General features: G+C 53.9%; 19 protein-coding genes. 11 read left to right on the top strand and 8 right to left on the bottom strand.

What is annotated here, in order from left to right:
• The first annotated feature begins 36 nt into the window (after positions 1-36).
• Complete coding sequence (locus NCN06_RS11180; protein WP_226397444.1) at positions 37-774, top strand: class I SAM-dependent methyltransferase; 738 nt, start codon at positions 37-39, stop codon at positions 772-774.
• A 641-nt stretch (positions 775-1,415) separates the two neighbouring features.
• On the top strand, positions 1,416-2,969 hold the full coding sequence (locus NCN06_RS11175) for a tyrosine-type recombinase/integrase (protein ID WP_250398938.1): 1,554 nt from the start codon (positions 1,416-1,418) through the stop codon (positions 2,967-2,969).
• Between the two features lie 122 nt (positions 2,970-3,091).
• On the opposite strand, the gene NCN06_RS11170 is transcribed toward NCN06_RS11175, so the two are convergent.
• Positions 3,092-3,337, bottom strand: a complete 246-nt coding sequence (locus NCN06_RS11170; RefSeq protein ID WP_250398937.1) for a DUF1651 domain-containing protein — start codon at positions 3,335-3,337, stop codon at positions 3,092-3,094.
• A gap of 213 nt (positions 3,338-3,550) precedes the next feature.
• Between NCN06_RS11170 and NCN06_RS11165 the strand changes: the two genes are divergently transcribed.
• Both NCN06_RS11165 and NCN06_RS11160 read left to right on the top strand, forming a co-directional pair.
• Positions 3,551-4,126, top strand: coding sequence for a recombinase family protein (locus NCN06_RS11165; RefSeq protein WP_250398936.1), 576 nt, complete (start codon positions 3,551-3,553; stop codon positions 4,124-4,126).
• 770 nt (positions 4,127-4,896) lie between these two features.
• Positions 4,897-5,220 carry a hypothetical protein gene (locus NCN06_RS11160; RefSeq protein WP_250398935.1) on the top strand — a complete coding sequence of 108 codons (324 nt, stop codon included), beginning with the start codon at positions 4,897-4,899 and terminating at the stop codon, positions 5,218-5,220.
• A gap of 686 nt (positions 5,221-5,906) precedes the next feature.
• Here the strand turns inward: NCN06_RS11160 and NCN06_RS11155 are convergent.
• On the bottom strand, positions 5,907-6,782 hold the full coding sequence (locus NCN06_RS11155; RefSeq protein ID WP_250398934.1) for a hypothetical protein: 876 nt from the start codon (positions 6,780-6,782) through the stop codon (positions 5,907-5,909).
• A gap of 388 nt (positions 6,783-7,170) precedes the next feature.
• Positions 7,171-8,373 (bottom strand): bifunctional glutamate N-acetyltransferase/amino-acid acetyltransferase ArgJ, encoded by a 1,203-nt coding sequence (gene argJ / locus NCN06_RS11150; RefSeq protein WP_226397566.1) that lies wholly within the window; start codon positions 8,371-8,373, stop codon positions 7,171-7,173.
• 50 nt (positions 8,374-8,423) lie between these two features.
• On the opposite strand from argJ, the gene coaE reads away from it, so the two are divergent.
• Positions 8,424-9,050 (top strand): dephospho-CoA kinase, encoded by a 627-nt coding sequence (gene coaE / locus NCN06_RS11145; RefSeq protein WP_226397445.1) that lies wholly within the window; start codon positions 8,424-8,426, stop codon positions 9,048-9,050.
• On the opposite strand, the gene NCN06_RS11140 is transcribed toward coaE, so the two are convergent.
• Entirely contained in the window at positions 9,047-9,868 is an 822-nt protein-coding gene (locus tag NCN06_RS11140) for a prolyl hydroxylase family protein (RefSeq protein WP_226397446.1), read from the bottom strand. The genes coaE and NCN06_RS11140 overlap by 4 nt on opposite strands.
• Entirely contained in the window at positions 9,868-11,349 is a 1,482-nt protein-coding gene (gene gatB / locus NCN06_RS11135) for an Asp-tRNA(Asn)/Glu-tRNA(Gln) amidotransferase subunit GatB (protein WP_226397447.1), read from the bottom strand. Before gatB ends, NCN06_RS11140 begins: the two co-directional genes overlap by 1 nt.
• A gap of 82 nt (positions 11,350-11,431) precedes the next feature.
• Here gatB and NCN06_RS11130 point away from each other — a divergent pair, with 82 nt between their 5' ends.
• Complete coding sequence (locus NCN06_RS11130; RefSeq protein ID WP_226397448.1) at positions 11,432-12,022, top strand: cyclic nucleotide-binding domain-containing protein; 591 nt, start codon at positions 11,432-11,434, stop codon at positions 12,020-12,022.
• Between the two features lie 7 nt (positions 12,023-12,029).
• A complete protein-coding gene (locus NCN06_RS11125; protein WP_226397449.1) occupies positions 12,030-13,142 on the top strand; it encodes an FAD-dependent oxidoreductase in 1,113 nt (370 codons plus the stop codon).
• A gap of 4 nt (positions 13,143-13,146) precedes the next feature.
• On the opposite strand, the gene ndk is transcribed toward NCN06_RS11125, so the two are convergent.
• Positions 13,147-13,602: a nucleoside-diphosphate kinase gene (gene ndk, locus NCN06_RS11120; RefSeq protein ID WP_115024564.1), complete on the bottom strand. Its 456-nt coding sequence runs from the start codon at positions 13,600-13,602 to the stop codon at positions 13,147-13,149.
• 114 nt (positions 13,603-13,716) lie between these two features.
• On the opposite strand from ndk, the gene speA reads away from it, so the two are divergent.
• Together speA and NCN06_RS11110 are read left to right on the top strand one after the other, a co-directional pair.
• The gene (speA, locus tag NCN06_RS11115; RefSeq protein ID WP_226397450.1) at positions 13,717-15,651 is read left to right on the top strand and encodes a biosynthetic arginine decarboxylase; all 1,935 of its coding nucleotides are present in this window, start codon (positions 13,717-13,719) and stop codon (positions 15,649-15,651) included.
• A gap of 77 nt (positions 15,652-15,728) precedes the next feature.
• Entirely contained in the window at positions 15,729-16,622 is an 894-nt protein-coding gene (locus tag NCN06_RS11110; protein ID WP_226397451.1) for a methylglyoxal synthase, read from the top strand.
• Positions 16,623-16,645: 23 nt separating this feature from the next.
• Here NCN06_RS11110 and NCN06_RS11105 read toward each other — a convergent pair whose 3' ends face one another.
• Both NCN06_RS11105 and NCN06_RS11100 read right to left on the bottom strand, forming a co-directional pair.
• Positions 16,646-18,409: an adenylate/guanylate cyclase domain-containing protein gene (locus NCN06_RS11105; RefSeq protein ID WP_226397452.1), complete on the bottom strand. Its 1,764-nt coding sequence runs from the start codon at positions 18,407-18,409 to the stop codon at positions 16,646-16,648.
• Positions 18,406-19,215 carry a FecR domain-containing protein gene (locus NCN06_RS11100; RefSeq protein WP_170952171.1) on the bottom strand — a complete coding sequence of 270 codons (810 nt, stop codon included), beginning with the start codon at positions 19,213-19,215 and terminating at the stop codon, positions 18,406-18,408. The genes NCN06_RS11105 and NCN06_RS11100 overlap by 4 nt, the downstream gene beginning before the upstream one ends.
• 140 nt (positions 19,216-19,355) lie before the next feature.
• Here NCN06_RS11100 and NCN06_RS11095 point away from each other — a divergent pair, with 140 nt between their 5' ends.
• On the top strand, positions 19,356-20,675 hold the full coding sequence (locus tag NCN06_RS11095) for an ATP-dependent 6-phosphofructokinase (RefSeq protein WP_226397453.1): 1,320 nt from the start codon (positions 19,356-19,358) through the stop codon (positions 20,673-20,675).
• A gap of 131 nt (positions 20,676-20,806) precedes the next feature.
• On the top strand, positions 20,807-22,285 hold the full coding sequence (locus NCN06_RS11090) for a mechanosensitive ion channel family protein (RefSeq protein ID WP_250398933.1): 1,479 nt from the start codon (positions 20,807-20,809) through the stop codon (positions 22,283-22,285).
• The last annotated feature ends 5 nt before the right edge of the window (positions 22,286-22,290 follow it).

Genomic DNA, 22,290 nt, shown 5'->3' with positions numbered 1-22,290 from the left:
ATACTTAACTGGTTATTATTTTCTTAAAATCTCAAAATGACCATCGATACGATTAGAAGGATTAATGAATTAAGCGCTATTATTGATGCAAAGAACTATCTTGAGATCGGAGTATGGAAAGGGCAGGTATTCAATAGCTTGTCATTTGATGGGACTAAGGTCGCTGTTGACCCAAGATTTAAGTTTGATACTCAACAATACTCAAGCTCAAAAGTGTTGTTTTATAGCACAAAAAGCGACAAATTTTTCAACGGCTTCCGTCAAGACATTAAGTTTGATATTGTCTATTTGGACGGGCTTCACACATATGAACAAACTTTTGCGGACCTCTGCAACTCTCTCTGCTTTTGCAGGCCGGAGTCATTGATTCTGATAGACGACACTCTTCCAAGTGACATGTACAGCTCTCTTAGATCGCAAGAATTATGCTATGAAGCAAGGCGTTGGAGTGTTCAAGATAATGTTGAAGTCTCTCAAAAATGGCATGGCGATACTTACAAGGTTCTCTACTTAATAAATCATTATTTGCGTTCTTATGATTATTCCACAATAGTTAAATCTGGCAATCCTCAGACAGTAATATGGAAAAGGTCGTTGTTCAATCCTGAGCATAAGCCTCCTTTTAAGAGATTTGATAACCGCGAATTGCTTCATTCTCTCACCGAAAATCTTGGGTCAATCAACTATATCAAAACAATGGAATCTTATGGCAATATTTATAATCTTTCTACCGAGGAAGACCTATTTAAGTATCTGCGAGAAGCCAGAAAATAGCTTATGCCATGCACCTTGTGCATTACTCCTTTGAGGGCTGTAAATATGTGCACTGAGCCAACAATACTTCCGGGGCAGCAATTAACACTTTGACGACTAGCTTTCTTGAATTAAAAGGATTGAATCCGGTTATTCGACTTGCCTTTGCCAAGCACCAAGAATATGCCACGCAAATCCAGAAGGGCACGTAACATATTATTGCCCCATAGTGTTGCACTCAAAGGGTTAATCGCGCCAATTAGCAAGGAATTTTGCGCAAGAAGCATTAGCCTGCTCGGCTTTTTCTGGCAACAAAGAACTTCCTCGGGAGCATTTGCATCCCAATGAACACGTCTGATGAATCATTGGTTCTCTATCTGAAAGCGCTGCATCGATATCACCCGTGATTCCTGTTGATTTCGGTGGACTAGAGCAGGAATTAATTACGTAACTGAAGGATGTTACCCCTAGAAATCAATTCCTCCGAATGGGGGTGATCACAGGGTTCTTAGCTTACATAGTGTAATCGGCGTTGATACTCACTTATCTCAGAAACTCAGTTGTGAACTGAGTTTTGGGCGCTTATACTGGGTGTGAACAATCTGTGAACAACCCTCACATCCCAGTCGTGGCGGTGAAGGGCGTGAACAAACTGCCAACAAATGCCCAAGGCGACCACCCAATCAAAAGTGCTGGATCGGGTGGATCTGCAAGGAGGGAAGCGGAATAACGCGTACGTGTTTCGGAACGGTCAACGGGGTGGTCGCTGGTCCCTCTACTTCCACAACCCCGAAACCAAAACCAGACACCGCTTCGTCTTGAAGCACTCGAATGGGAGGTTCCCTGATCCGACGCCAGCAGGACTGGATGAAGCGCTGGAACTGGCGCAAGAGCGATACATCGAACTCCGTACCAAGTCAGACCGTGGAGAGGCGGTCAACGTCCTGACAATTGGAGAGATGGTGGATCGCTTCATCGCCAGGGAGAAGAGGCGGATCAGCGGGACACCTCATGAGGGCATCACTGATGGGCGTTTCCGACTGATCAGGAACCAGACCAGGCACTTCCTGGACTTCTGCACCCGGAAGGGTGGATGCGGGAGCACAAAGCAAGTCCACTTGTTTCGCCGCTCCTACTTGGAGACCTACCAGCAGTGGAGACAGGAGACGACCAATGCAATGGACAAGGCAGGACGAGTGCTGCCAAGACCCACAACCCTGAACGGTGAGTTCTCCACGATCCGCCGGATGTTCCGCGAAGTGGCATTGGCGCAGGGGTTCATAACGAGGGACCAACTTCCGGACATACCGAACGCCAAGGTGCCCAAAGACCAATCGTTCCGACGCTCAGCGTTCTCTGCCGAAGAGTGGGTGCAACTGGAAAAGACAACGCGTCTCTATTGGACAGAGGGTCTCACCCGTTTCTCAAAAGACAGACAGGCACTGGGATTTCACAAGATCACCCGAGGTCCAAACAAAGGGTCTGACAGCACCAGACCGATCACGAGGAACTCCCTATATGGCGTGAATAAAGGGAAAGGCACCAGGAAGTCGAACAGAGCGCAGGAGCAGCAGGACCATCGCTTGATGCTCTACCTGGCAATGAGGATCTCCATGGAGTCAGGAATCCGCATCGGATCACTCAGGAAGATGCGCTGGTCTCATATCTCGGACAACAAGACCCTCTCCAAAGAAGACCAGAAGATCTGGTGCCTCATCGAAGTGCCACCCGAGAACACCAAGACCGGTCGCTGGTACGAACTGTCAGCACCAGTGGTGCGACACCTGGAACGCTTACGTCAGATAACGCGCCCCAAGAAGCAAAGCGATCTGCTGTTCACCAACCAAAAGACCGGGGCACCCCTGAGCGCCCGGATCTGGGGCGATGGATTGAAGGAGATGCTGGTGGAGTCCGGTCTTGCCACCTGGTCCGAAGACGACAGCAACAACTGCCGGAAGATCGATGTCGCAACCGGCAAAACCCTGACCTGGTACTCGTTCCGCCACACCTGGATCACCTTCGCTCTTGAACGCGGCGTTCCGATCGCGACCGTCTGCAATAACTGCGACACGTCGATCCAATACGTCCAGGAGCATTACTTCCATTACGACGCGAAGCGAGCAACCGGGGCACTCTCCACGGGAAGGAAGCGGTCACCCAAAGCAGCACTGAGCACTGACTGGATGAGAGATCCATACGTAAAGGACGAGGCATAAAAAGACCCCTGGGATCTCATCCCCAGAGGTCAGGTGTCTCTTCCCTCGTCGCCCCATCACCTTCCTCCTGGTGCTCTCCTGTGAGTAGTAGGAGAACCGTCAGAAGGGGTGGTGACGACCGTTCAGGGTTCGGCAGTCACGCCCCATAAGGGAGACGTCTTCCTCCATCCCTGGTTTTGGAGTGACTTCCACATCTGCTCTGCATCGCCCTTCCTGAGATAACGACGCTCTTTAAGCAGTGGTGGTCCGTCTGGCATTGACCGACCACGATCCATGAAGACCTTCGGATCTCTGACCCAGGCGGAGTCATCCCGGTGGAAACGCCACACCCAATGGTCGTTGGCGTCGATCAACCAACCCTCTGCCATGAACCCTCCGTGAACAGTACATCAGTTCTAATCACGTATGCCCGGGTTTAGTCAAGGGGCAAAACGGAAGAATCCGGCGTTCGGAAACCCAAGGGTTGCTCCAACAAGTCCAGAAGCAAGTCCAAACGCCAAAAAGGAACCCGACAGGCGTTCGGAAAGCCTGTTCGGGCAAATTTCTGCTAATGTTCTGGAAAGTCAGATTCTTTCCGAACGATGGGACGGAAAATCGGATACGCCCGCTGCTCCACCACTCATCAATCCACCGACTCACAGGTGGAGGACCTCAAAGCGGATGGATGCGAAGAGGTGTTCTTCGAGAAAGTCAGCAGCACCACGACGCTTGATAAGAGGCATCAACTCCGTGCCTGCCTCTCTGTTCTCCGTAAAGGCGACTTGCTCTGTGTCGCCAAGTTGGACCGCTTAGGCAGGTCCCAGGTGGAGGTCATCAACCGACTGAACAACCTGCAACAGCAAGGCATTCATCTGAAAACGCTGGATGGACTCATAGACACTCAGGCGCTGGGGAAGATGGCACCACTGGTGGTGGGACTCCTTACAGGTCTCTCAGAGGTTGAAAGGTCACTTATCCAGGAGCGCAGCAGGGAGTCAGTTGAGCACCGCAGGAAGACGGGTGGAGACCTTGGTGGCAGACCTAAGACCTCTGCCAAGAAGGAGGCACTGGTGCTGCGCCTGAGGGAAGAGGGCGAGTCCTACCGATCAATCAAGGAACAGACAGGACTGGCACTTGCAACCATCACCAGAATCGTGAAAGAGCAGGAGATCGCCTGAACAAGGAGCAAGAGTTCCATATCTGCCAAGCAATCGCTCTGATCATCAGCAATGCATCAGAGCGATTTGAGGTGCTTGAAGGTAAAGACAAATATGCTCTACAAACCGAATTGCTGGAATTGATCTCTGGTGATTGGCAGACACTAGATGTGGACTGGTTTGAAGAATTCCAGGATCAACAACACTAAAAGAGTGATTGTTGACAATTTTGGGAGATTCATATAGAATCTTCATATAAGAATGTCCTCAAAAACGTTCTCAGAACATTGATCTAAGACCGCGTTCTATCGAACAAAGTCCTCATCAGTTTCTAAAATCTCTATATAGATATAACAAATATAATTTCTATAAGTGCTTCACTAGGTGACACCGACATGTAGAAGTTGTACTTATCGCTGCCCTACTTGCTGGGGTAGTTCTTTGAGTATAGGGATCCAATAAGATTATCTCCTTAATGACATGATTGAAAGGCAATGGAACGTAAGAAGAATACTCATGAAACAGATAGAACTATCTGGTATTGAGTACTATTATTTTCTTACTGCTGACTACTACTTCAAACAGAAGGATTACAATAGAGTCATTAAGGATAATCACCATCTAAGGAAAAACTTAGACAATTTTTCAAATCAGATCTTCACGTTATTATCGTAATCGAGAAGCATACTGACGAAGACTCTCCTCATTATCTTGGTTATCACAGGCATCTAATACTGGAACGCATACCAGATGAACGTTGGAAGGATCCCACTAACAGCATGATGAACTTCATGCTCAATCTGAATGAGGAAGCAGCATTTGGAATGAAGATGGGGCAGGTTCCACCAGTTGAGATACAAAACAAATTTATTGCAAAAGTTTGTCGCGATCTCAATCAATCAATTCCTAACGGATACGTGGGAACTGATGTAACCGAAATCAAGGAAAGCAAAGGTGGAGTCTGGGGTTTGGTCAAATACATGACTAAGCAGGTGGACCTTTTTCATCCTGCATATGAGGTCATTGATCCATCTAGTGATGTTGATTTCACACCAATCATGGATCTCTACAATGACAACAAAGCAGGTGCTAGATCGCAAATCATATTTGCGTGATCAGATCGAACATTACGACATGAATCTTTCGTCAGGAAAGATGCCTTGGTTAAATAGTCTTATAAAGGAATGTCAAGCGAAATGCAAACACGAATTACGTCAAATTATGGAAGCAGAAGCGGAAGCAATGTTCATGGCAAATCCGTTCTGATCTCATTCCCCGCGCACGAACTGCATCTGATTGAAGAACTGGACCGGTTGGCACATTTAGAGATGACCACCAAGTCTCAGTTCTTACGTCGCTGCATCAGACGCGAAGCAAGAAAAGTCGAAGAGCAAGTAGGAGAAAGGTATTCAATCGCATGAAATCAATCCAAATATCAAAAGTGCACTACGAGATGCTCGTTGAAGTTTCCAAGAAGACCAAGAGGAAACCAGAAGCAGTCATTGAAGAAGCAATCCAGGTTGCCTTCAACCGCAAGAAGTAAGGGAGGACGGACAGATGCTGATCACAGGAATGTCAAAGCGATTCAGGGAACGATCCCTGCACCGCTCCTACCCGCGAACCATGGACATCTATGAGCAGACCCTGGATGCCCTGGTCCAGAACGATCCAAGGGTCACCAACCCAGAGAAGGAGATTGAGAGAAACTTCTTCCTAAGTACTGGTGAGAGTTATGAAGTTAAATGTCCCGATGATAATCGCTACTACGGATCGACATACGTCAAGGTGACCAATTCACGTCTCAATAGGTAGATTTTTTGAAGATCTGATTTTCGCCATAATGTATGTGCTCTAAAAAATTAAGAATCTTCGGCATCGTCGATGCGAGTCTAATTGGCGGATCTTGGGAAAAATTAACTCTTGTTGCTTTGAGATTAGACAAAAAATTAGGATGAATTATTTGACCTATCCTTTCGCCGAAGAGCATTGAAGGAGAGGAGGAGTCGTAATATATTATTCGTGGATATTCTGGAAGAATATACTTTTCTGCACGGTATATTGACTCTTTAATTTGCCGATAAATTGGTTGGTATAGCTGGTACTGCAATCCAAGTAAAGGTGGGTAAAATTTTTCTTTTAAAAGCAAATGCTTTGTGAATCTGATAATGTTTTCTTCTTCATCCTCGTCTCTCAATCGTATCTCTTTCCCAGTTGATATAATTTTCCCTGATTTTAAGAACAATCCGTCTTGCTTTAAGCTGGTTATCCTCAATAGCATTGCAAGATCATTGTTCTTTCTTTTCGTTCCTTTTCCGTGATCTTGCTGCGCGTTGCTCAAAACTTTGACTGCCCTAGTTTTGCAATAATGCATCCATGATTGAACCAGATTTGCAGGATGCCTTGTGGGCATTACTATTTGACATTCATCATACAAGATTTCAATAATTTTTGACCGAATAGATGCTGAATTTGAATCCGTCTTGCTGGGTAGTGGCAGGTCTTGGATGTGACCAAAGACTAAAACATTATTGCTTTTGCTATTATCTAAAAGTGATAACGTGTTTTCGTTTAGAGAGAGTTCTTCGGTTTCATAGTAATCGATTTGAAGTTCTTTTAAGACTCGCCTGACGCTGGATCCACCGCATTTCATGGGGTGCATATAATACGTAATTGCCATGATTTAGTTTTCCTCGCCAGACCTCTTGGTTCTTAGTCTACGACTGTCCACTTTGGCAAAACAAGATGTTCGCAAAACAGAATAGATTCCAAATGCCTTACAAGAGGGCGAGGCGGCAATTTATTAATAGAGAGCAGTTTATCCAATATTAATCACCATTTAAATTCATCAATTTTATTCCTTGGCCTCAAAATAATTGTGCTTATTTATTTACGCCATGAGGTGCCAATAGGTAAATTTATTGATCACCAACAAGTGGCAGTAATAGAACTTTTCCCTCGCTTGATGAATCAAGAATATTCCAATTTACGTTGTGAGTGACCTGTGGACATGATGTGAACACTGTTCACGCGCCTTTCAAATCCCTTGCACTGCAATGGGTTTAAGATTAAGTGGTGTAGTCGGCGTTGATGCGCACGTATTGATCCGAAAGGTCACAACCCCAGGCCTGACCGCAGCCGGTGCCATTCCCCAGGGAGAGGCGAATCGTGACGTGATCCTGCCGCAACACTTCGCTGGCTGCACCACGATCAAAGGCCAAGGGTTGACCTGCCGCCATCAACTGATGCGCACCAATCCACAGGGCGACCGCATCTGGATCAAAGGACACGCCGGAGCGACCTGCAGCAGCCACGATCCGCCCCCAATTCGGATCCCGGCCATGGACAGCGGTTTTCACCAAGGAAGAGCCACACACCGTGCGCGCCACCTGCAACGCCGAGGCCTCATCCACAGCTCCCTCGACCTGTACTGCGATCAAACAGGTCGCTCCTTCGCCATCCCGGGCAATGGCCTTGGCGAGGTGCTGCATCGCCTGGGTGAGGCCCTGTTCCAGAACTGCATGGTGCTCTTTCGGCAGCGGCGGGCCTGCCGCGAAGGCCAGCACGGTGTCGTTGGTGCTGGTGTCTCCGTCCACGGTGATGGCATTGAAGGAACGCTGCACCGCCCGCTGCACCATCCCCTGCCAGACGGCGGCGTCGACGCCGGCATCGCAACTGAAGAAGCCAAGCATCGTGGCCATGTCGGGATGAATCATTCCCGAGCCTTTGGCCATCCCTCCAATGCGCACCCGGCGACCCTCCAGCTCCAGTTCAAGCGCCACCTGCTTATCCACCAGATCTGTGGTGAGGATGGCGTTGGCAGCGGCATCACCACCCTCATCATCCAAGGTCTCCACCAAAGGAGCCAACCCGGCCAACAATGTCGTCATCGGGATCGGCACACCGATCACGCCGGTGGAGCAGATCAACACCGACTCCGCATCCAAGCCGAGCTGATCAGCGAGCACTTGGGTGGCGCGCTGGCTGTCGACCAGACCGCGATCACCGGTGCAGGCATTGGCCTGACCAGAATTGATCAACACCGCACGGACCTGGCCGCCATTGCTGGAGAGGCGATCACGGCAAAGATCAACACAGGCCGCCCGCACCACTGAGGTGGTGAAGGTGCCAGCACAAACGGCCGCCTCCGGTGCCAACAACAGGGCCAGATCTGGCTTGCCCGAGGGCTTGAGACCCGCAACGATGCCTGCCGCTTGGAACCCCTCCGATGCCGTGACACCACCCTGGATTGGTTGCCAAGAAGAAGCCATCGCCACCGCTAATCCGCCGCGAGACACTGAATGCATCCTGCTCCGACACCATGGCGCCTGGCGAGCGGTTCTCGCAACGACGCATCGGGCTCACAGGCGGGATTGCCAGCGGCAAAAGCAGCGTGGGCCGTTGGTTGGCGCAACAAGGCCTCCCGGTGTTGGATGCGGATCAATTCGCCCGAGAGGCCCTCGAGCCCGGTCGAAACGCCACCAATACCGTGCTGCAGCGGTATGGCTCAGCAGTTCAAGCAAAGGAGGCAGCGACCATCGACCGAGCGGCACTGGGTCGGATCGTGTTCCAAGACTCCGCTGAGCGGCACTGGCTCGAGCAACTGATTCACCCGATCGTGCGGGACCGCTTCGATCAAGAACTCACACGCCATGCCGAGACGCCAGCGATCGTGTTGATGATTCCGCTGTTGTTCGAAGCGGGTTTGGAATCACTCTGCAGCGAAATCTGGCTTGTGGACTGCGATGAATCCCAGCAACTCAAGAGATTGATCGCGCGCGACGGCCTAAGTCCTGCAGCCGCCCAAGGCCGCATCGCCGCCCAATGGCCCCTGAGTCGCAAACGTGCCCTGGCGGATCACGTTCTTTCCAATCAAGGCAAACCCGGTGCTTGGCAAACCCAAGCCATGGCGCTGCTCAGCAGCATGGGGGAGGCGAATCGTGGTTAACCGTTCCGCCCAACGTCGGCACGGAACCACTTGGTGATCACCCATTTGTTCCCCTCCTCCACGGGCAGGGCTTCATGCAGCGTGAAGGGATTGGGGGTTCCATCGGCCTGAAGGTTGTTCCAGGCCAACGCCATACCAGGCAAAGGCGTGAAGGAACGGCCAAGGCGGCGGAACAGGGTTTCTCCGCCACGTTCAACAGCATTGAGATAGACCATCACCGTCCAAGTGCGTTGCCCACCGCTGTCTGTGTGCGTGGCGTATTCCTTCGTCCCAGGCGCAAACCAGTCCGTGTGTTCCTTGAAGTATTGGCCTGGGTCATAGCGTTGACCCTGGATGGGTTCCGACAGACGCGGATCCACGCCAAACAGCGCCGCAAACCGCTGATCAAGACGCGCAACAAGCTGCGGATGGTTCTGACGCAGATGGCAGGTTCGGCTGGTGCGGTAATCGCTGGTGCCACGGGTCACCGTCGATGGCTGCAGTGACGCATTGATGGCTTCGATCACCGCCTCGCATTCCTCGTGGCTGAGAAGTGCAGGCAACTCATAGACCTGGGCGAGAGACGTATCCAGGCGCCAGGCACGCGGCCGATGTTCAGGACGAGTCAGGGGTGCCTCGAACCAGGCGAGCCAATCAGCCGTGGGTGAGCCCTTAGCAGTCGGCGCCTGCGATGTCGATTGGAGAACGTCCGCAATCGCATCTCGCGCAAAACCCTGACCGAGAGCCCGCTGCATTAGCTCCTCAGGATCACAGCCACGATCTCGGTTCTGCAGCAACCACTCCTTCCAGGTGTCGGGAATGGCTGCTGCTCCGCTCATCAACCCTTGAGTTTCTTGCTGAGAATCTGGTTGGCCAGCTTGGGATCGGCCTTACCACCAGTCTTCTTCATCAACTGTCCAACGAAAAAGCCCTGCAACTTGGTCTTGCCACCACGGAAGGCCTCCACCTCATCGGGATGAGCACCGAGCAGCTCGTCGACGATCGCCTCAATCGCAGCCGGATCGCTAATCATCCCGAGGCCACGCTCATCGACGATCGCCTTGGGAGAGCCGCCTTTCTCAAGCAGCTCCGGAAGGATCTCTTTGGCGATTTTTCCACTGATCTTGCCACCATCGATCAGTTGAACCATCTCAGCCAACTGCTCCGGGCGGAAGGGCAGTTCGGCATAACTAAGCCGGTTGCTGTTCACATGGGCGGCGATGTCGCCGGTGATCCAGTTCGCTGCAAGCTTGGCGTCGGCACCGGCGCTCACAACAACCTCGAAGTAATCCGCCATCGGCCGCTCGTCGGTGAGCACCCTGGCGTCGTACTGGGACAGACCCAGGTCCTGGGCATAGCGATGCCGCTTGGCTGCCGGCAGCTCCGGAAGTTCCGAGCGCCAGGACTCCCGCTGATTGGCGCTTACTTCGATGGGGCCCAGGTCGGGATCAGGGAAGTAGCGGTAATCGCTGGCCCCCTCCTTGCTGCGCATGCTCTTGGTGAGCTGCTTGCCCTCATCCCAGAGGCGGGTCTCCTGAACGATCGGCTCACCGGTTTCGTAGGCCTTGATCTGACGTTTGATCTCGTATTCGCAGGCCTTTTGGATGGCCGAGAACGAGTTCATGTTCTTGATCTCCACCTTCGTGCCGAAGGGCGCATCCGGCCCACGGCGCACCGAGATGTTGACGTCGCAACGCAGGGATCCCTCCTGCATGTTGCCGTCGCTCACACCCAGATAACGCATGATCCGGCGGATCTCTGAGGCGTATTCCGCCGCCTCGCGACCGGTGCGCAGATCCGGCTTGCTGACGATCTCGGCCAGGGCCACACCGGCGCGGTTGTAATCCACCAAGGAATGGGTGGATCCCGCCAGGCGGTCGCTACCGGCATGCACCAACTTGCCGGCGTCCTCCTCCATGTGCAGACGCTCGATCCCGATCGTCTTGAGGTAGGTGTCTTTTCCCTTTTCAGCAACCTCCACCTCAATCCAACCCTCCTCAGCGATCGGCTGGTCGTACTGAGAGATCTGATAGTTCTTCGGCAGGTCTGGATAGAAGTACTGCTTACGGTCGAACTTGCTGTGTTCGGCGATGTTGAGATTCAGCGCCATCGCGGCCTTCACCGCATATTCGAGAACCTTCTGATTCAGAACAGGCAGCGTGCCGGGCAAACCGCACACCACCGGATCAATGTGGGTGTTGGGGTCATCGCCAAAGGTGGTCGACGCCGCGGTGAAAATTTTGCTGTCCGTTCCCAGCTGCACGTGGGTCTCGAGACCGATCACGGCCTCCCAGGCCGGTTGGGTTGCTGCGTCGGCCATGCGCCCCTGGTGTGTTGCAGTTTCCGGGATCCTATGGAATCAGGCCCTGGCCAATCAGTATGGGTGTCGTTGCCTGGCCGGAATGGACCCCGAAGCACAGGAGCAAGAACCCATCAACCTCAGGCTGTGGCATCTGCTTCAGACCCATTTGAAGCAACTTGAACCCGAGCTGCTTCTCCCTGAACACAATGCCGTTCTGATTGAACAAGGCGATGTCGCTGACTCGCTCTTGCTGGTGCAACAGGGCCATCTCTCCATCGAAATCCATCAGAACGGGAACGCGTCCCGAACCATTGCTGAAGTGGGGGCGGGCGCAGTTCTTGGGGAAATGGCCCTGTTTGGAATAGGAGAGACCCGGCACGGCGCGCGGGTTCGGGTGCTGGAGGCCAACACAGAAATCCTGCGATTTTCGCGAGAGGCACTTCACAGTGCGGTTCTCTTCGACGCTGAACTGGCTGCTGAAATGCTGCTGCTCAGCAGTGAACGCTGCCGCAACAGCAACCGGATGATCAACCTGTTGCTGGATGGGATTGATGCCTCATCACGCGGTGATGCCACTTCACTGGCGAGCATCTGCAGCACACTGCGCCAAGGGCCTGACAGCATGGAACAAGCGGCTGGCCAGCTGGAGCATCTGCTGACGGTCGCTGCATCACCCCGCCTGGAGAGTTAAGCCAGCCATGACCCCTGCACAGACGCCAGCAACGCTCGTGCTGGGGGGTGGGTTGATGGGCTTAGCCATTGCCCATCAACTCGCCCGTCACAACCAAACAGTGCTGGTGATCAGCCGACGCCGCAGCGAAGCGGCAGGTTTTGTTGCTGCGGGCATGCTGGCGCCCCATGCCGAAGGCCTGAGCGGCGATCTACTACGCCTGGGGCAGGCCAGCTTGGAGGGGATTCCCCGCTGGGTCGCCCAAATCGAAAGTGACAGCGGCTTGAGCTGCGGACTTCGCACCAGCGGCATCGTGGTGCCATTCCGCACAGCAAGCGAACGGGACGCCTACCCAACGGCCCAGCTCGGACAAACACTCGACCGCGCCAGCCTGGATCGAGAGATTCCAGGTTTGGGCCCGGATTGGACGACAGGGTTGCTCTTCGAACAAGACGGCCAAATCGACAACCGCCGTCGACTGATGCGAGCTCTAGAGCGCGCCTGCGTCTCCTTGGGCGTTCAATTCATGGAAGGCGCCGAAGTGATTGCTCTAGAGCGTGATTCCGCGGGACACCTCTGCGGGATCCATCTGCGCAGTGCCGAAGGAAGCGAGCAACAGCTGCACTGCCGACAAGGGGTGCTTTGCAGCGGCGCCTGGAGTCAACACCTGGTGCCCGAGCTCCCGGTGTTCCCTGTTAAGGGTCAAATGCTCTCCCTGCAAGGGCCGCGGGAAGCGCTCAAGCGCGTGATCTTCGGCCCCGGGACCTATCTGGTTCCACGTGAGGACGGACTAATCGTTGTGGGGGCCACCAGCGAACGGGACGCTGGATTCGCGGAAGGCCTCACACCCGATGGCCAAAAACAACTCCAAACAGGCATCACCAGCCTGCTCCCCATGGCCGCTAACTGGCCGCCCATGGAGCGTTGGTGGGGGTTCCGACCCTGCACGCCAGACGAAGGCCCCTTGCTTGGGTCAGGCCCATTTCCAGGACTCTGGCTGGCCTGCGGTCATCACCGCAATGGTGTTCTCCTCGCTGCCATCACCGCCGAGCTCACTGCCGGCGCCGTGATGCAAAAAGCCCCCAACGCGGCCGCAAAGGCGTTGCTGGAGGCTTTCCACTGGAACCGATTCGAAAACTGAGCGATCAGCCCTCGACCCGCCACTCCTGATCGGATGGGGACCAGTCGTTCAGCTCAGAGGCTTCGAACCAAAGACCAATCTCAAATGCAGCTGTTTCGGGCGCATCGGAACCGTGAATCACGTTGCGACCGATGTTGACGGCCAGGTCGCCACGAATGGTGCCGGGCTCAGCCTCGAGGGGCTTGGTGGCGCCGATCAGTTTGCGGGCGCTGGCGATCACACCATCGCCTTCCCAAACCATGGCCACCACAGGACCGGATGTGATGAAGTCGACGAGACCGGCAAAGAAGGGACGCTCTTTGTGGACGCCGTAGTGCTGCTCAGCCAGGGCGCGGCTGGGGGTGATCTGCTTCAGGCCCACCAGCTTGAACCCCTTGCGCTCGAAGCGGCCGAGGATCTCGCCAACCAGGCCGCGCTGGACGCCGTCGGGCTTGATGGCGATGAACGTGCGTTCGGCCATGGTGTGTGTCAATTAAAAGCGCCGCCATCGTCAGTGCTGGCCACCCCGCTTGGCAAGCACAGGCCTTGGGCAGCGCAGGGAATGTCCCTAGATTCCGTCCATTCCCCACGACGAATGCCAGTGGCTGACAGCGAAGGCTGGTCGATTGAAGACAGTGCTGCGCTGTACGGGCTCGACCGCTGGGGGGATCCGTACTTCTCCATCAACGGGCGCGGGCACATCAGCGTCCAACCCCAAGGAGATCGCGGCGGAAGCCTGGATCTGGTGGATCTGGTGTCGGAGCTCAAAAGCCGAAATCTTGCCCTGCCGCTGCTGATTCGCTTCGACGACATCCTCGAAGACCGCTTGGAACGGCTCCACGCAGCCTTTGAACGCGCCATCGCGCAATACAGCTACCAAGGGCGATACCAAGGTGTCTTCCCGGTGAAATGCAACCAACAACGCCACGTGGTGGAGGAGTTGGTGAGCTGCGGCCACCGCTGGAACTTCGGGCTGGAAGCTGGCAGCAAAGCGGAGCTGCTGATCGCTCTATCGCTGCTGGACGATCCCGAAGCCTTGTTGATCTGCAACGGCTACAAAGATCGCCTGTACATCGAAACGGCAATCCTGGCGCGACGCCTGGGACGGCAACCTGTGGTTGTGATTGAACAGCCAGACGAAGTCGACCGAATTATTGAAGCCAGCAAAAATCTGGGTGCTGCGCCCTACATCGGTGTGCGAGCCAAGCTCTCCAGCCGCAGCACAGGGCGCTGGGGCAGTTCCGTCGGCGACAAGGCCAAATTTGGTCTCTCCATTCCCGAGTTGTTGGCAACGGTGGAACGTCTTCGGGACCACGATCTGCTCCAGGATCTCCGCCTGCTGCACTTCCACATCGGCAGTCAGATCAACGACATTGCCGTTCTCAAGGACGCTCTCCAAGAAGCGGGGCAGATCTATGTGGAGCTCACCCGCCTAGGGGCCCCGATGGGATTCCTGGATGTCGGCGGCGGACTCGGCATCGACTACGACGGCAGCCGCACAGCATCGGCAGCCTCCACGAACTACTCGCTCCAGAACTACGCCAACGATGTCGTGGCCACGGTGCGGGAATGCTGCGAACCCAATGATGTTGCCGTGCCCACGCTGGTAAGCGAAAGCGGCCGCGCCATTGCCAGTCATTTCTCCCTGCTGGTGTTCGACATCCTGGGAAGTAGCGCACTCCCGGCCTCGATTCCCAACGCCACAGGAGACGAACCACTCACCGTTCGCAACCTCCGGGACACCCTCGCCACCATCCAACAGCTGTCGGTGACAGCGGATGCGCAGCTGGTGCGGCTTCAGGAAGCCTGGAACGACGCCTTGAAGTTCAAGCAGGATGCTCTCGCCGCATTCCGGCTTGGATACATGGGTCTGCCCGACCGAGCCACAGCCGAACAGCTGACGTGGGCCTGCGCCGATGCCATTGCAAAACGGCTGCCAAAAGATCAAGCCATCCCTGAAGAGCTCTCAGCCCTCAGCAAAGCCTTGGCAGGAACGTATTACGCCAACTTGTCGATCTTCCGCTCGGCACCCGACACCTGGGCCATCGATCAGCTGTTTCCAGTTGTGCCCATCCAACAGCTGGATCAACGGCCGACACGACTGGCCAATCTCGCCGACCTCACCTGCGATTCCGATGGACGCCTGGATCGCTTCATCGGGGATGGACAACCCAAACATCTGCTAGAGCTCCACGAGCTCAATGACAACAGCCCGTATCTAATCGGGCTGTTTCTCAGCGGCGCCTATCAGGAAGTGATGGGCAATCTGCACAATCTTTTTGGCACAACCAACGCCGTCCACATCCGCCTCAGCCCAGGCGGTAGCTATCGCATTGACCACGTCGTACGGGGTGACACCAATGCCAATGTGCTCGAGGCCATGGAGCACGACCCCCGCGCCTTACTTGAGCGCTTGCGGGTGGCGGCGGAGGCGGCCATCAACAACGGCCAACTCCGCATCGACGAATCACGTCGTCTTCTTGATCACCTCGAAAGCAGCCTTCAACAAACCACATACCTTCAGGACTAAGAACAACGGCTGCGTCTTGCCAAGTGCACAGCTGATTGACAAAAAACCCTTAAGGTCTGATCAACGTTTTATCGATTATGGATCGCAACGCACTGATCGAGATTCTTCAGCGCGAAGGCAACCTGAAGCATTCCTTCAACACCGATGAGATCAAAAGCCTCGCTGAATATGTCTCGATCGAGGTGATCCAAGCAGAAACCATCTTGATGAAGAAGGGCGAACCCTCAGACAGCATGGTGTTCATCCTGGATGGACTTGTTCAAATCCTTGACGGCGAACGCCAGCTCGCCATTGAACAAACAGGAGCCATTATTGGAGAGAGCCTCTTTTCAGAGGAAGCAACGCGCGTTGCTGACGTTCAAACCATTGAGCCAACAACCGTTGGTCGATTTTCAATTCACGACTTCGAAAACTTCCTGGGCCAAAACCAGCCGCTGGCCCTGAAGTACCGAGAATACTTTCAAGCTATCAGGCGCGCACGAGCCGAGCAATTTGCCGCCGAAAACTATAGCGACAAGCGGAAATACTTAGCCCTGATTGCTCACAACAACATGAAAGAAAGTTTGATGGAATTTTGCGGCATACACACCAACAAATTAGAAACATTTCCACTGATTGCAACCGGCACGACGGGCAGCATGCTTTATAAGAAAACTGGGCTTTGCCTTAGCAAGAAAGTGGCATCAGGCCCCCTCGGTGGCGATCAGGCCGTCGGAACTCTGATCTCAACAAAGAATATTTGCGGGGTGATCTTTTTCAGGGATCCACTGTCTGCTCACCCTCACCATGCTGACATCGAAGCCCTGGGACGCCTCTGCGATGTGTATCAGATCCCCTTTGCCACCAATCCCCAAAGTGGAGAAGCCATTCTCGACTATCTCATCTCAGGGAAAGCAGAACGCGAATTGATTCCCAACCAAGTACTTCAGACCTATGTTCAGGGGCAGAGAAAGGTTGTTGAAGCCGGCTGAGCCAACTCCGCTGGTCAACCCGATCAAGAATCGGAGCGCAGTGAGATCAAGCCAAAAACGGCGATGGGATCCGGCCAGCCTTTCACCACATGGGAGCCCAGATCATCAACCACAACATCCTCCGCGATGAGATTCCTGACATCTCCACTCATCAGAATCGGATAGTTCGGAAATTGCCTTGTGAGGGATTCAAGCCGGCTGGCCAGATTCACCGGTGCCCCAATCACGGTGTACTCCAGCCGGTGGCTCGACCCCAGATTGCCGGCAATCACTTCACCACAGTGAATACCAATTCCCTGGCGTAGCGGTGCCAAACCTTCCTGATCGAGTTCTCGATTCAGAACCTCAAGGTTGGCCTGCATCGCCAGGGCAGCCCGCACAGCTGCCAGAGCCTCGGCACGATCGCCCCGATGCACGGGCACCCCGAATTCCGCCATCAGGGCATCACCAATGAATTTGTCCAACAACCCCTGCTCCCGCAGCACCGGAGCTGCAATTGCCTCGAAATAGCGATTCAACAAGCCAAACAGGGCCTCCGCATCCATCACGTTGCTGCGGGCTGTGAATCCCACCAAGTCGGTGAACAACACCACACAACGCTCGCGACGGCCACCAAGACGCGTCCAGCTCTCCTGCCCCGACCGCAGCATGTCGCGCATGAGATTCGGTGACACCCTGCGCGACAGCACCGAGTGCAGAAATCTCCGTTGAGCGCTTTCCCGCTGGAATTGGTCTCCCGCCCGGAGACTTCCCGCGATCAACGGCATCAGCATCAAAGCTGCGCCAGGCAACCAAAGGCCGTTGAACCAAGCCAAAACAACGCCCCCGGTTACCAGAGCCTCCAGAAGAGCGGTTGTGATCGCTGTGCCAAGGGCGGTCGATGGAGCTGCGATACGCCATTGACACAACAGCAACCAGAGGGCCATCAATGCCACCAAATGGGAGACATCAGGCCAGCGAAAGCCTCGTCCGCTTTGGAAGCCTGCAATGGCCGATAGCAAAACCTCAGAGCCGCTCTGCTGACCAAAAGGGGTCTCCAGCTGATCACCCAGCGAAGGGGCCGTGGAACCGATAATGACGACCTTGTTCCGCCAGGTGTCTTGCGGAAGCGTGCCCACGGCCCAGGCGGGAATCACCGGTATGTGTCCGCTGGGTCCGAGGAAATCAATGCCGTTATCACCTTGTGATGAAGCAACCCCTGCAGCGAGGGGCGCTAAAGCGCGAGGGTGGGGCTCAGAAAAGTCATTGAGCATCCCCTTCAGGCTCTGCCGTCCCGGAACAGACTGCACAACACCGAAGGCGTTCATCGAAAACGCCGACAGTCCCACGGGATAACTCGTGTACCAGGGACGTCTCAGTTGAACCTGCTCGTGACCCTCCAGCTGCTGTCGCACCAGAGAGGCGCTCAACACCACCCGGTCTTGCCATGGTTGCAACGCGTGTTGGAAGGCAAGGTCGTCGGTTGGACCAAAACCGCTGGGCCCAACATGAACGATGTTGAAGACGACACGACGGGCACCCTGACGGAAAACCGCACGGGCCAGGTCTGCCTGCAGCGCACGCGGCCAGGGCCAGGAGCCGAAGTCAGACAGCTGTGGATCCAGTGACGCCTCATCGATGCCCAGCAGCACCACGTCATCGGGGGGCTCAATCGGGCCACGCCATTGAAAAAGGAGCTGCCGGCCCGTGGCGTCCAAACGCGACAGCAACGGGAGCATGGCCAGGGGCAACAGCAGCGATGCCCGCCACAGACACGGAACAAGATGCCGGCGGATCAAACGTCTCAAGGAGCTGGCGCCGAAACCCCCAGTTCCCGCTCGATGTCCGGCAAGGTCTCCAAGGGGGTTGAGAAACCGTTGATGAGAAGGCTCTTCTGAAGGCGACGTTCAGCATCCTGGGCAGACAGCGGCTGGGGGGGCTCCCAGTCGTACTCCTGCTGATCCTGTTGACGCGAACGAGGACTGCTGTAGCCATCTCGCCCAGGAGTCGGCGGCGTCACGATGCCGCCGCCCAACTCACCTAAAGCGGATTCCAAACCATCCAAGCGACCGCTGACCTCAACCATCTGACGCTTGAGATCCAAAAGCAGCTGCTGACCACTGTTCAAGGTGAAGCGTTGGCCATTGCTCGTCTCCACCCGAACCCTGCCTTCCCAGCTGAACACCTTGAACTGCTTGTCGGTGAACTCCAAAAAAACGGTGGTGCCCTGAATCGAAGCCGTGGCCAACCGCGTTTTGATCGAGAAGGGACTGCGATGCGGAGTCCCTGGCTTGATCCAGCCGATGATGGAACCCTTCAACAATTCGACGTCGGACGCACCCAAGCGCAACAGAGCATCACCCCCCATGCGGAACTGACGCCCGTTGCCCAACATCACCTGCATGCGACCTGGCTTTGTGGTGCGTAGCAACGCATTTGTCTTCAACGACTGACCCGAGCGTGCAGTGATCTCAGTAGCGCCGGGCAGCTTGACGAAGGCAGGTCCCGCCGGGACCTCAACAACACGAGGCTGAGCGGCACGGCTGGGCAGGGCCCAGAGGGCACTCCCGAGCAGCAGCAGCGCACCTGCCTGAACGAAAACTGCCTGTTTCAACATCTGTCATGCAGCAGTTTTTCAAGACTGGCAGCCGGACATGGATTACGCCACCAGCGAACCAAGACAACAACGACTTGACGTTGGTTGCAAAGTAAAAAATCTGTCGTCAGATTACGAGCACTGAGCGTCTTACACGCATGGCATACGAGAACGTTCTGAAAAATCCTGATAACTTCAATTTCGAAATTCAACAGCTTGGGGAAGCAACCTATGCCAACCCCTGCAGCCAAGAGATTTTTGTTGACGACTCAGAGAAAATTATTTTTTCCAGTCAGATCAAGAACCTGAATCAACAACTCGAAACATGCAAACAATTGCCGGCATTTGAGAAGGCCGGAGCCCGGAAAAGAATCTTTCACAATCTAGATACAACCCGCGCAGCAATTATCACCTGCGGTGGGCTATGTCCGGGGCTGAACAATGTGATCAAGGGACTGGTCAACGTCTTGGAACAGGACTATGGCGTCAAAGAGATTATTGGCATTCGCTATGGCTACAAAGGCTTGACGCAACAATCAAAACAAGAACCGATCCAGCTGAATTCATCTGTTGTTGAACAGATTCACAAACAGGGCGGGACCATTCTTGGATCGTCGAGAGGCAATCAGGATCCAGAAATCATGGTGGACGAGCTCCAGCGTAGAAAAATCAATCTCCTGTTCTGCATCGGCGGCGATGGCACATTGAAGGGGGCTCAAGCAATCGCGGAAGCAGCCAACAAACGTCAAGCCAACATCAGCGTTGTCGGCGTGCCGAAAACCATCGACAACGATCTCGGTTTTGTTGAAAAAACCTTCGGCTTCGAAACCTCTGTCCAGGTAGCGTCGGAAATCATCACATCCGCCCACCACGAAGCAGAAGGTGCCGAAAACGGTATTGGAATCGTGAAGCTGATGGGTCGAGACTCTGGCTTTATTAGCGCGACCGCATCACTGGCCAATTCCATTGTGGATGTCTGTCTTATTCCCGAGACCCCGTTTCAAATCAGTGGGCCCGAAGGCATCTGTGCAGCGATTCAACGCAGACTGCAACGGAACAACCATGCTGTGATTGTAGTCGCAGAAGGGGCCGGGCAAGACCTTTTCAACAACATTGAAAGCAGAGTCGACGCTTCAGGGAACATCCTCAAGGATGATATTGGAGAACTACTTAAGAAGGAGATAACGGCATACTTCAAACAAAATAATCTCGCAATCAGCATCAAGTATCTGGATCCCAGCTATCACATCCGAAGCGTTTCAGCAAACGCAGCAGATGCAGTGTTTTGCTATCTACTTGCAGAACATGCCGTGCATGCGGGCATGAGCGGAAAAACCAATCTTGTGATCGGCTACTGGAACAATTTCTTCACCCATGTCCCCATTCATCTGGCCACAAAGGAACGGCGGATGGTTGACCTTGACAGCGCCCTCTGGCGTGGCGTCATCAGCGCAACACAGCAGGACAAACATCCATAATTACCACAAGCCCAAACTGAAAAAACGAGCAGAGGGTGAATTGATTCGTCACCCAACTGGAACAAGATCAAAAAAGTTCCGGCCCTGAGCTTGGAAGTTCCCCACAATGAGTTTCGACGGGTCAGTGGGTCATGGTCTTGGCATTGCAATGGCTACTCACAGTTGTCGGCCTGTTCGCCGGATTGGTCGCCAAGCGCATCTGCCAACGCTTCAGCATGCCACCGTTCCCTTGGCGCACTCCTTGGATTGCTCTACTGGCGCACACCACGGAACAGACGATCGAAAGCTTCCGCATTCCGATCTCAGCGGGGCTTGATCTCAGCCTCATCACAGGCATCCTCGCTTCGATTGCCATGAGCCGCTGCCTGGTTTGGGTCGCTCTCGAAATCCTGCCAACACTGCGGATTTTGCCGTCCAGCCCAAAAATTCTGCGCGATCTGATTTTTATTATCGGCAGTTTGTTCCTTATCGCTCTAAATCTGAAGGAGCAAGCCAGCATCGACCTGGTGGGCCTGGTGACAACCTCAGCAGTTCTCACGGCTGTTGTTGGTTTGGCCGCCCAGGATCCACTGAAAGACCTCATCGGTGGCTTGAGCCTTCAACTCGAACAAGTGATCCGGGAAGGCGATTGGGTTGAAATTGATGGATGCATTGGCCAAGTGCAATCAATCAGCTGGAGAGATACAGAAATCAACAGCCTTTATGGGTCAAGGCTGATCTTTCCACATACGAATTCCAACTCCAGCACAATCCAAAATTTCACAAGTAATGGAGCCCATGCCAACAAGCTGATTATTGGACTGGATTACAGCATGCCGCCAGATATAGCCAAGAAAATAATGCAGAAGATCTCTGACAATCACCCCCTGGTTCTTCGATCACCAGCCAACATCATTCGAATCCGCTCATTCGAAGAGAGCTGCATCAACTACGAATGGATCAATTGGCACAAAGACTTCGGCCAAAGCCGTGCACTCCGTGGTGACCTTCAAGAACAGCTTTGGTATGCGCTACAACGTGAAGGCTTCAGCTTCCCATTCAGCGTTCGTGATGTACGAATTACACAAAATGAGCAGCAACCAAAGCCACTATCTTCCAGCAAAGACAACTTACTCAAAAGCATTCACAAACTCCTGAGAGACAACCAACTCTTTTCCATCCTTTCCGACAATCAGATTCAAAAGATGATTGAAATTAGCTCATTCTGCTCATACGGACCCGGAGAAATTATCGTGAAAGAAAATGAAGACGGAGACTCACTCTTTATGCTAATCAATGGCAATATTTCTATCCAGAAACCATCAATTCCTCAGAACAATGTCGAAATAGCTCAACTGCAATGCGGAGACATCTTTGGGGAAATGACTGTTTTTACCGGAACCACTCGCAGTGCAACAATTCAAAGCATCAGCAAAGTCGACCTGCTCGAGGTGAGTCGACAAGCCATCGCCGAACTCATCGATGAAGAGCCAGGCCTGATTGAGCGCTTTGGCCAATTGATCAGCGATCGGCAAGCTCAACTGGCCCAACTCGCCATTCAATCGGTCCCAGCCAACAGTCGAGACGTGGTGGGGCGCATGAAAGAACTCTTCCAAAGCCTGCTCTCGTAGCAGCG

Source organism: Synechococcus sp. MU1648 (assembly GCF_023630615.1).
GTDB lineage: Bacteria > Cyanobacteriota > Cyanobacteriia > PCC-6307 > Cyanobiaceae > Parasynechococcus.
Note: the sequence above shows the minus strand (reverse complement) of the source record. Positions and strands in the feature narration are given on the sequence as shown.

Excerpts from the sequence above, each read along its gene's own strand:
- NCN06_RS11180 (WP_226397444.1), top strand. The coding sequence starts at position 37 with ATGACCATCGATACGATTAGAAGGATTAATGAATTAAGCGCTATTATT.
- NCN06_RS11175 (WP_250398938.1), top strand. The coding sequence starts at position 1,416 with ATGCCCAAGGCGACCACCCAATCAAAAGTGCTGGATCGGGTGGATCTG.
- NCN06_RS11170 (WP_250398937.1), bottom strand. The coding sequence starts at position 3,337 with ATGGCAGAGGGTTGGTTGATCGACGCCAACGACCATTGGGTGTGGCGT.
- NCN06_RS11165 (WP_250398936.1), top strand. The coding sequence starts at position 3,551 with ATGGGACGGAAAATCGGATACGCCCGCTGCTCCACCACTCATCAATCC.
- NCN06_RS11160 (WP_250398935.1), top strand. The coding sequence starts at position 4,897 with ATGCTCAATCTGAATGAGGAAGCAGCATTTGGAATGAAGATGGGGCAG.
- NCN06_RS11155 (WP_250398934.1), bottom strand. The coding sequence starts at position 6,782 with ATGGCAATTACGTATTATATGCACCCCATGAAATGCGGTGGATCCAGC.
- argJ (WP_226397566.1), bottom strand. The coding sequence starts at position 8,373 with ATGGCTTCTTCTTGGCAACCAATCCAGGGTGGTGTCACGGCATCGGAG.
- coaE (WP_226397445.1), top strand. The coding sequence starts at position 8,424 with ATGGCGCCTGGCGAGCGGTTCTCGCAACGACGCATCGGGCTCACAGGC.
- NCN06_RS11140 (WP_226397446.1), bottom strand. The coding sequence starts at position 9,868 with ATGAGCGGAGCAGCAGCCATTCCCGACACCTGGAAGGAGTGGTTGCTG.
- gatB (WP_226397447.1), bottom strand. The coding sequence starts at position 11,349 with ATGGCCGACGCAGCAACCCAACCGGCCTGGGAGGCCGTGATCGGTCTC.
- NCN06_RS11130 (WP_226397448.1), top strand. The coding sequence starts at position 11,432 with ATGGACCCCGAAGCACAGGAGCAAGAACCCATCAACCTCAGGCTGTGG.
- NCN06_RS11125 (WP_226397449.1), top strand. The coding sequence starts at position 12,030 with ATGACCCCTGCACAGACGCCAGCAACGCTCGTGCTGGGGGGTGGGTTG.
- ndk (WP_115024564.1), bottom strand. The coding sequence starts at position 13,602 with ATGGCCGAACGCACGTTCATCGCCATCAAGCCCGACGGCGTCCAGCGC.
- speA (WP_226397450.1), top strand. The coding sequence starts at position 13,717 with ATGCCAGTGGCTGACAGCGAAGGCTGGTCGATTGAAGACAGTGCTGCG.
- NCN06_RS11110 (WP_226397451.1), top strand. The coding sequence starts at position 15,729 with ATGGATCGCAACGCACTGATCGAGATTCTTCAGCGCGAAGGCAACCTG.
- NCN06_RS11095 (WP_226397453.1), top strand. The coding sequence starts at position 19,356 with ATGGCATACGAGAACGTTCTGAAAAATCCTGATAACTTCAATTTCGAA.
- NCN06_RS11090 (WP_250398933.1), top strand. The coding sequence starts at position 20,807 with ATGGTCTTGGCATTGCAATGGCTACTCACAGTTGTCGGCCTGTTCGCC.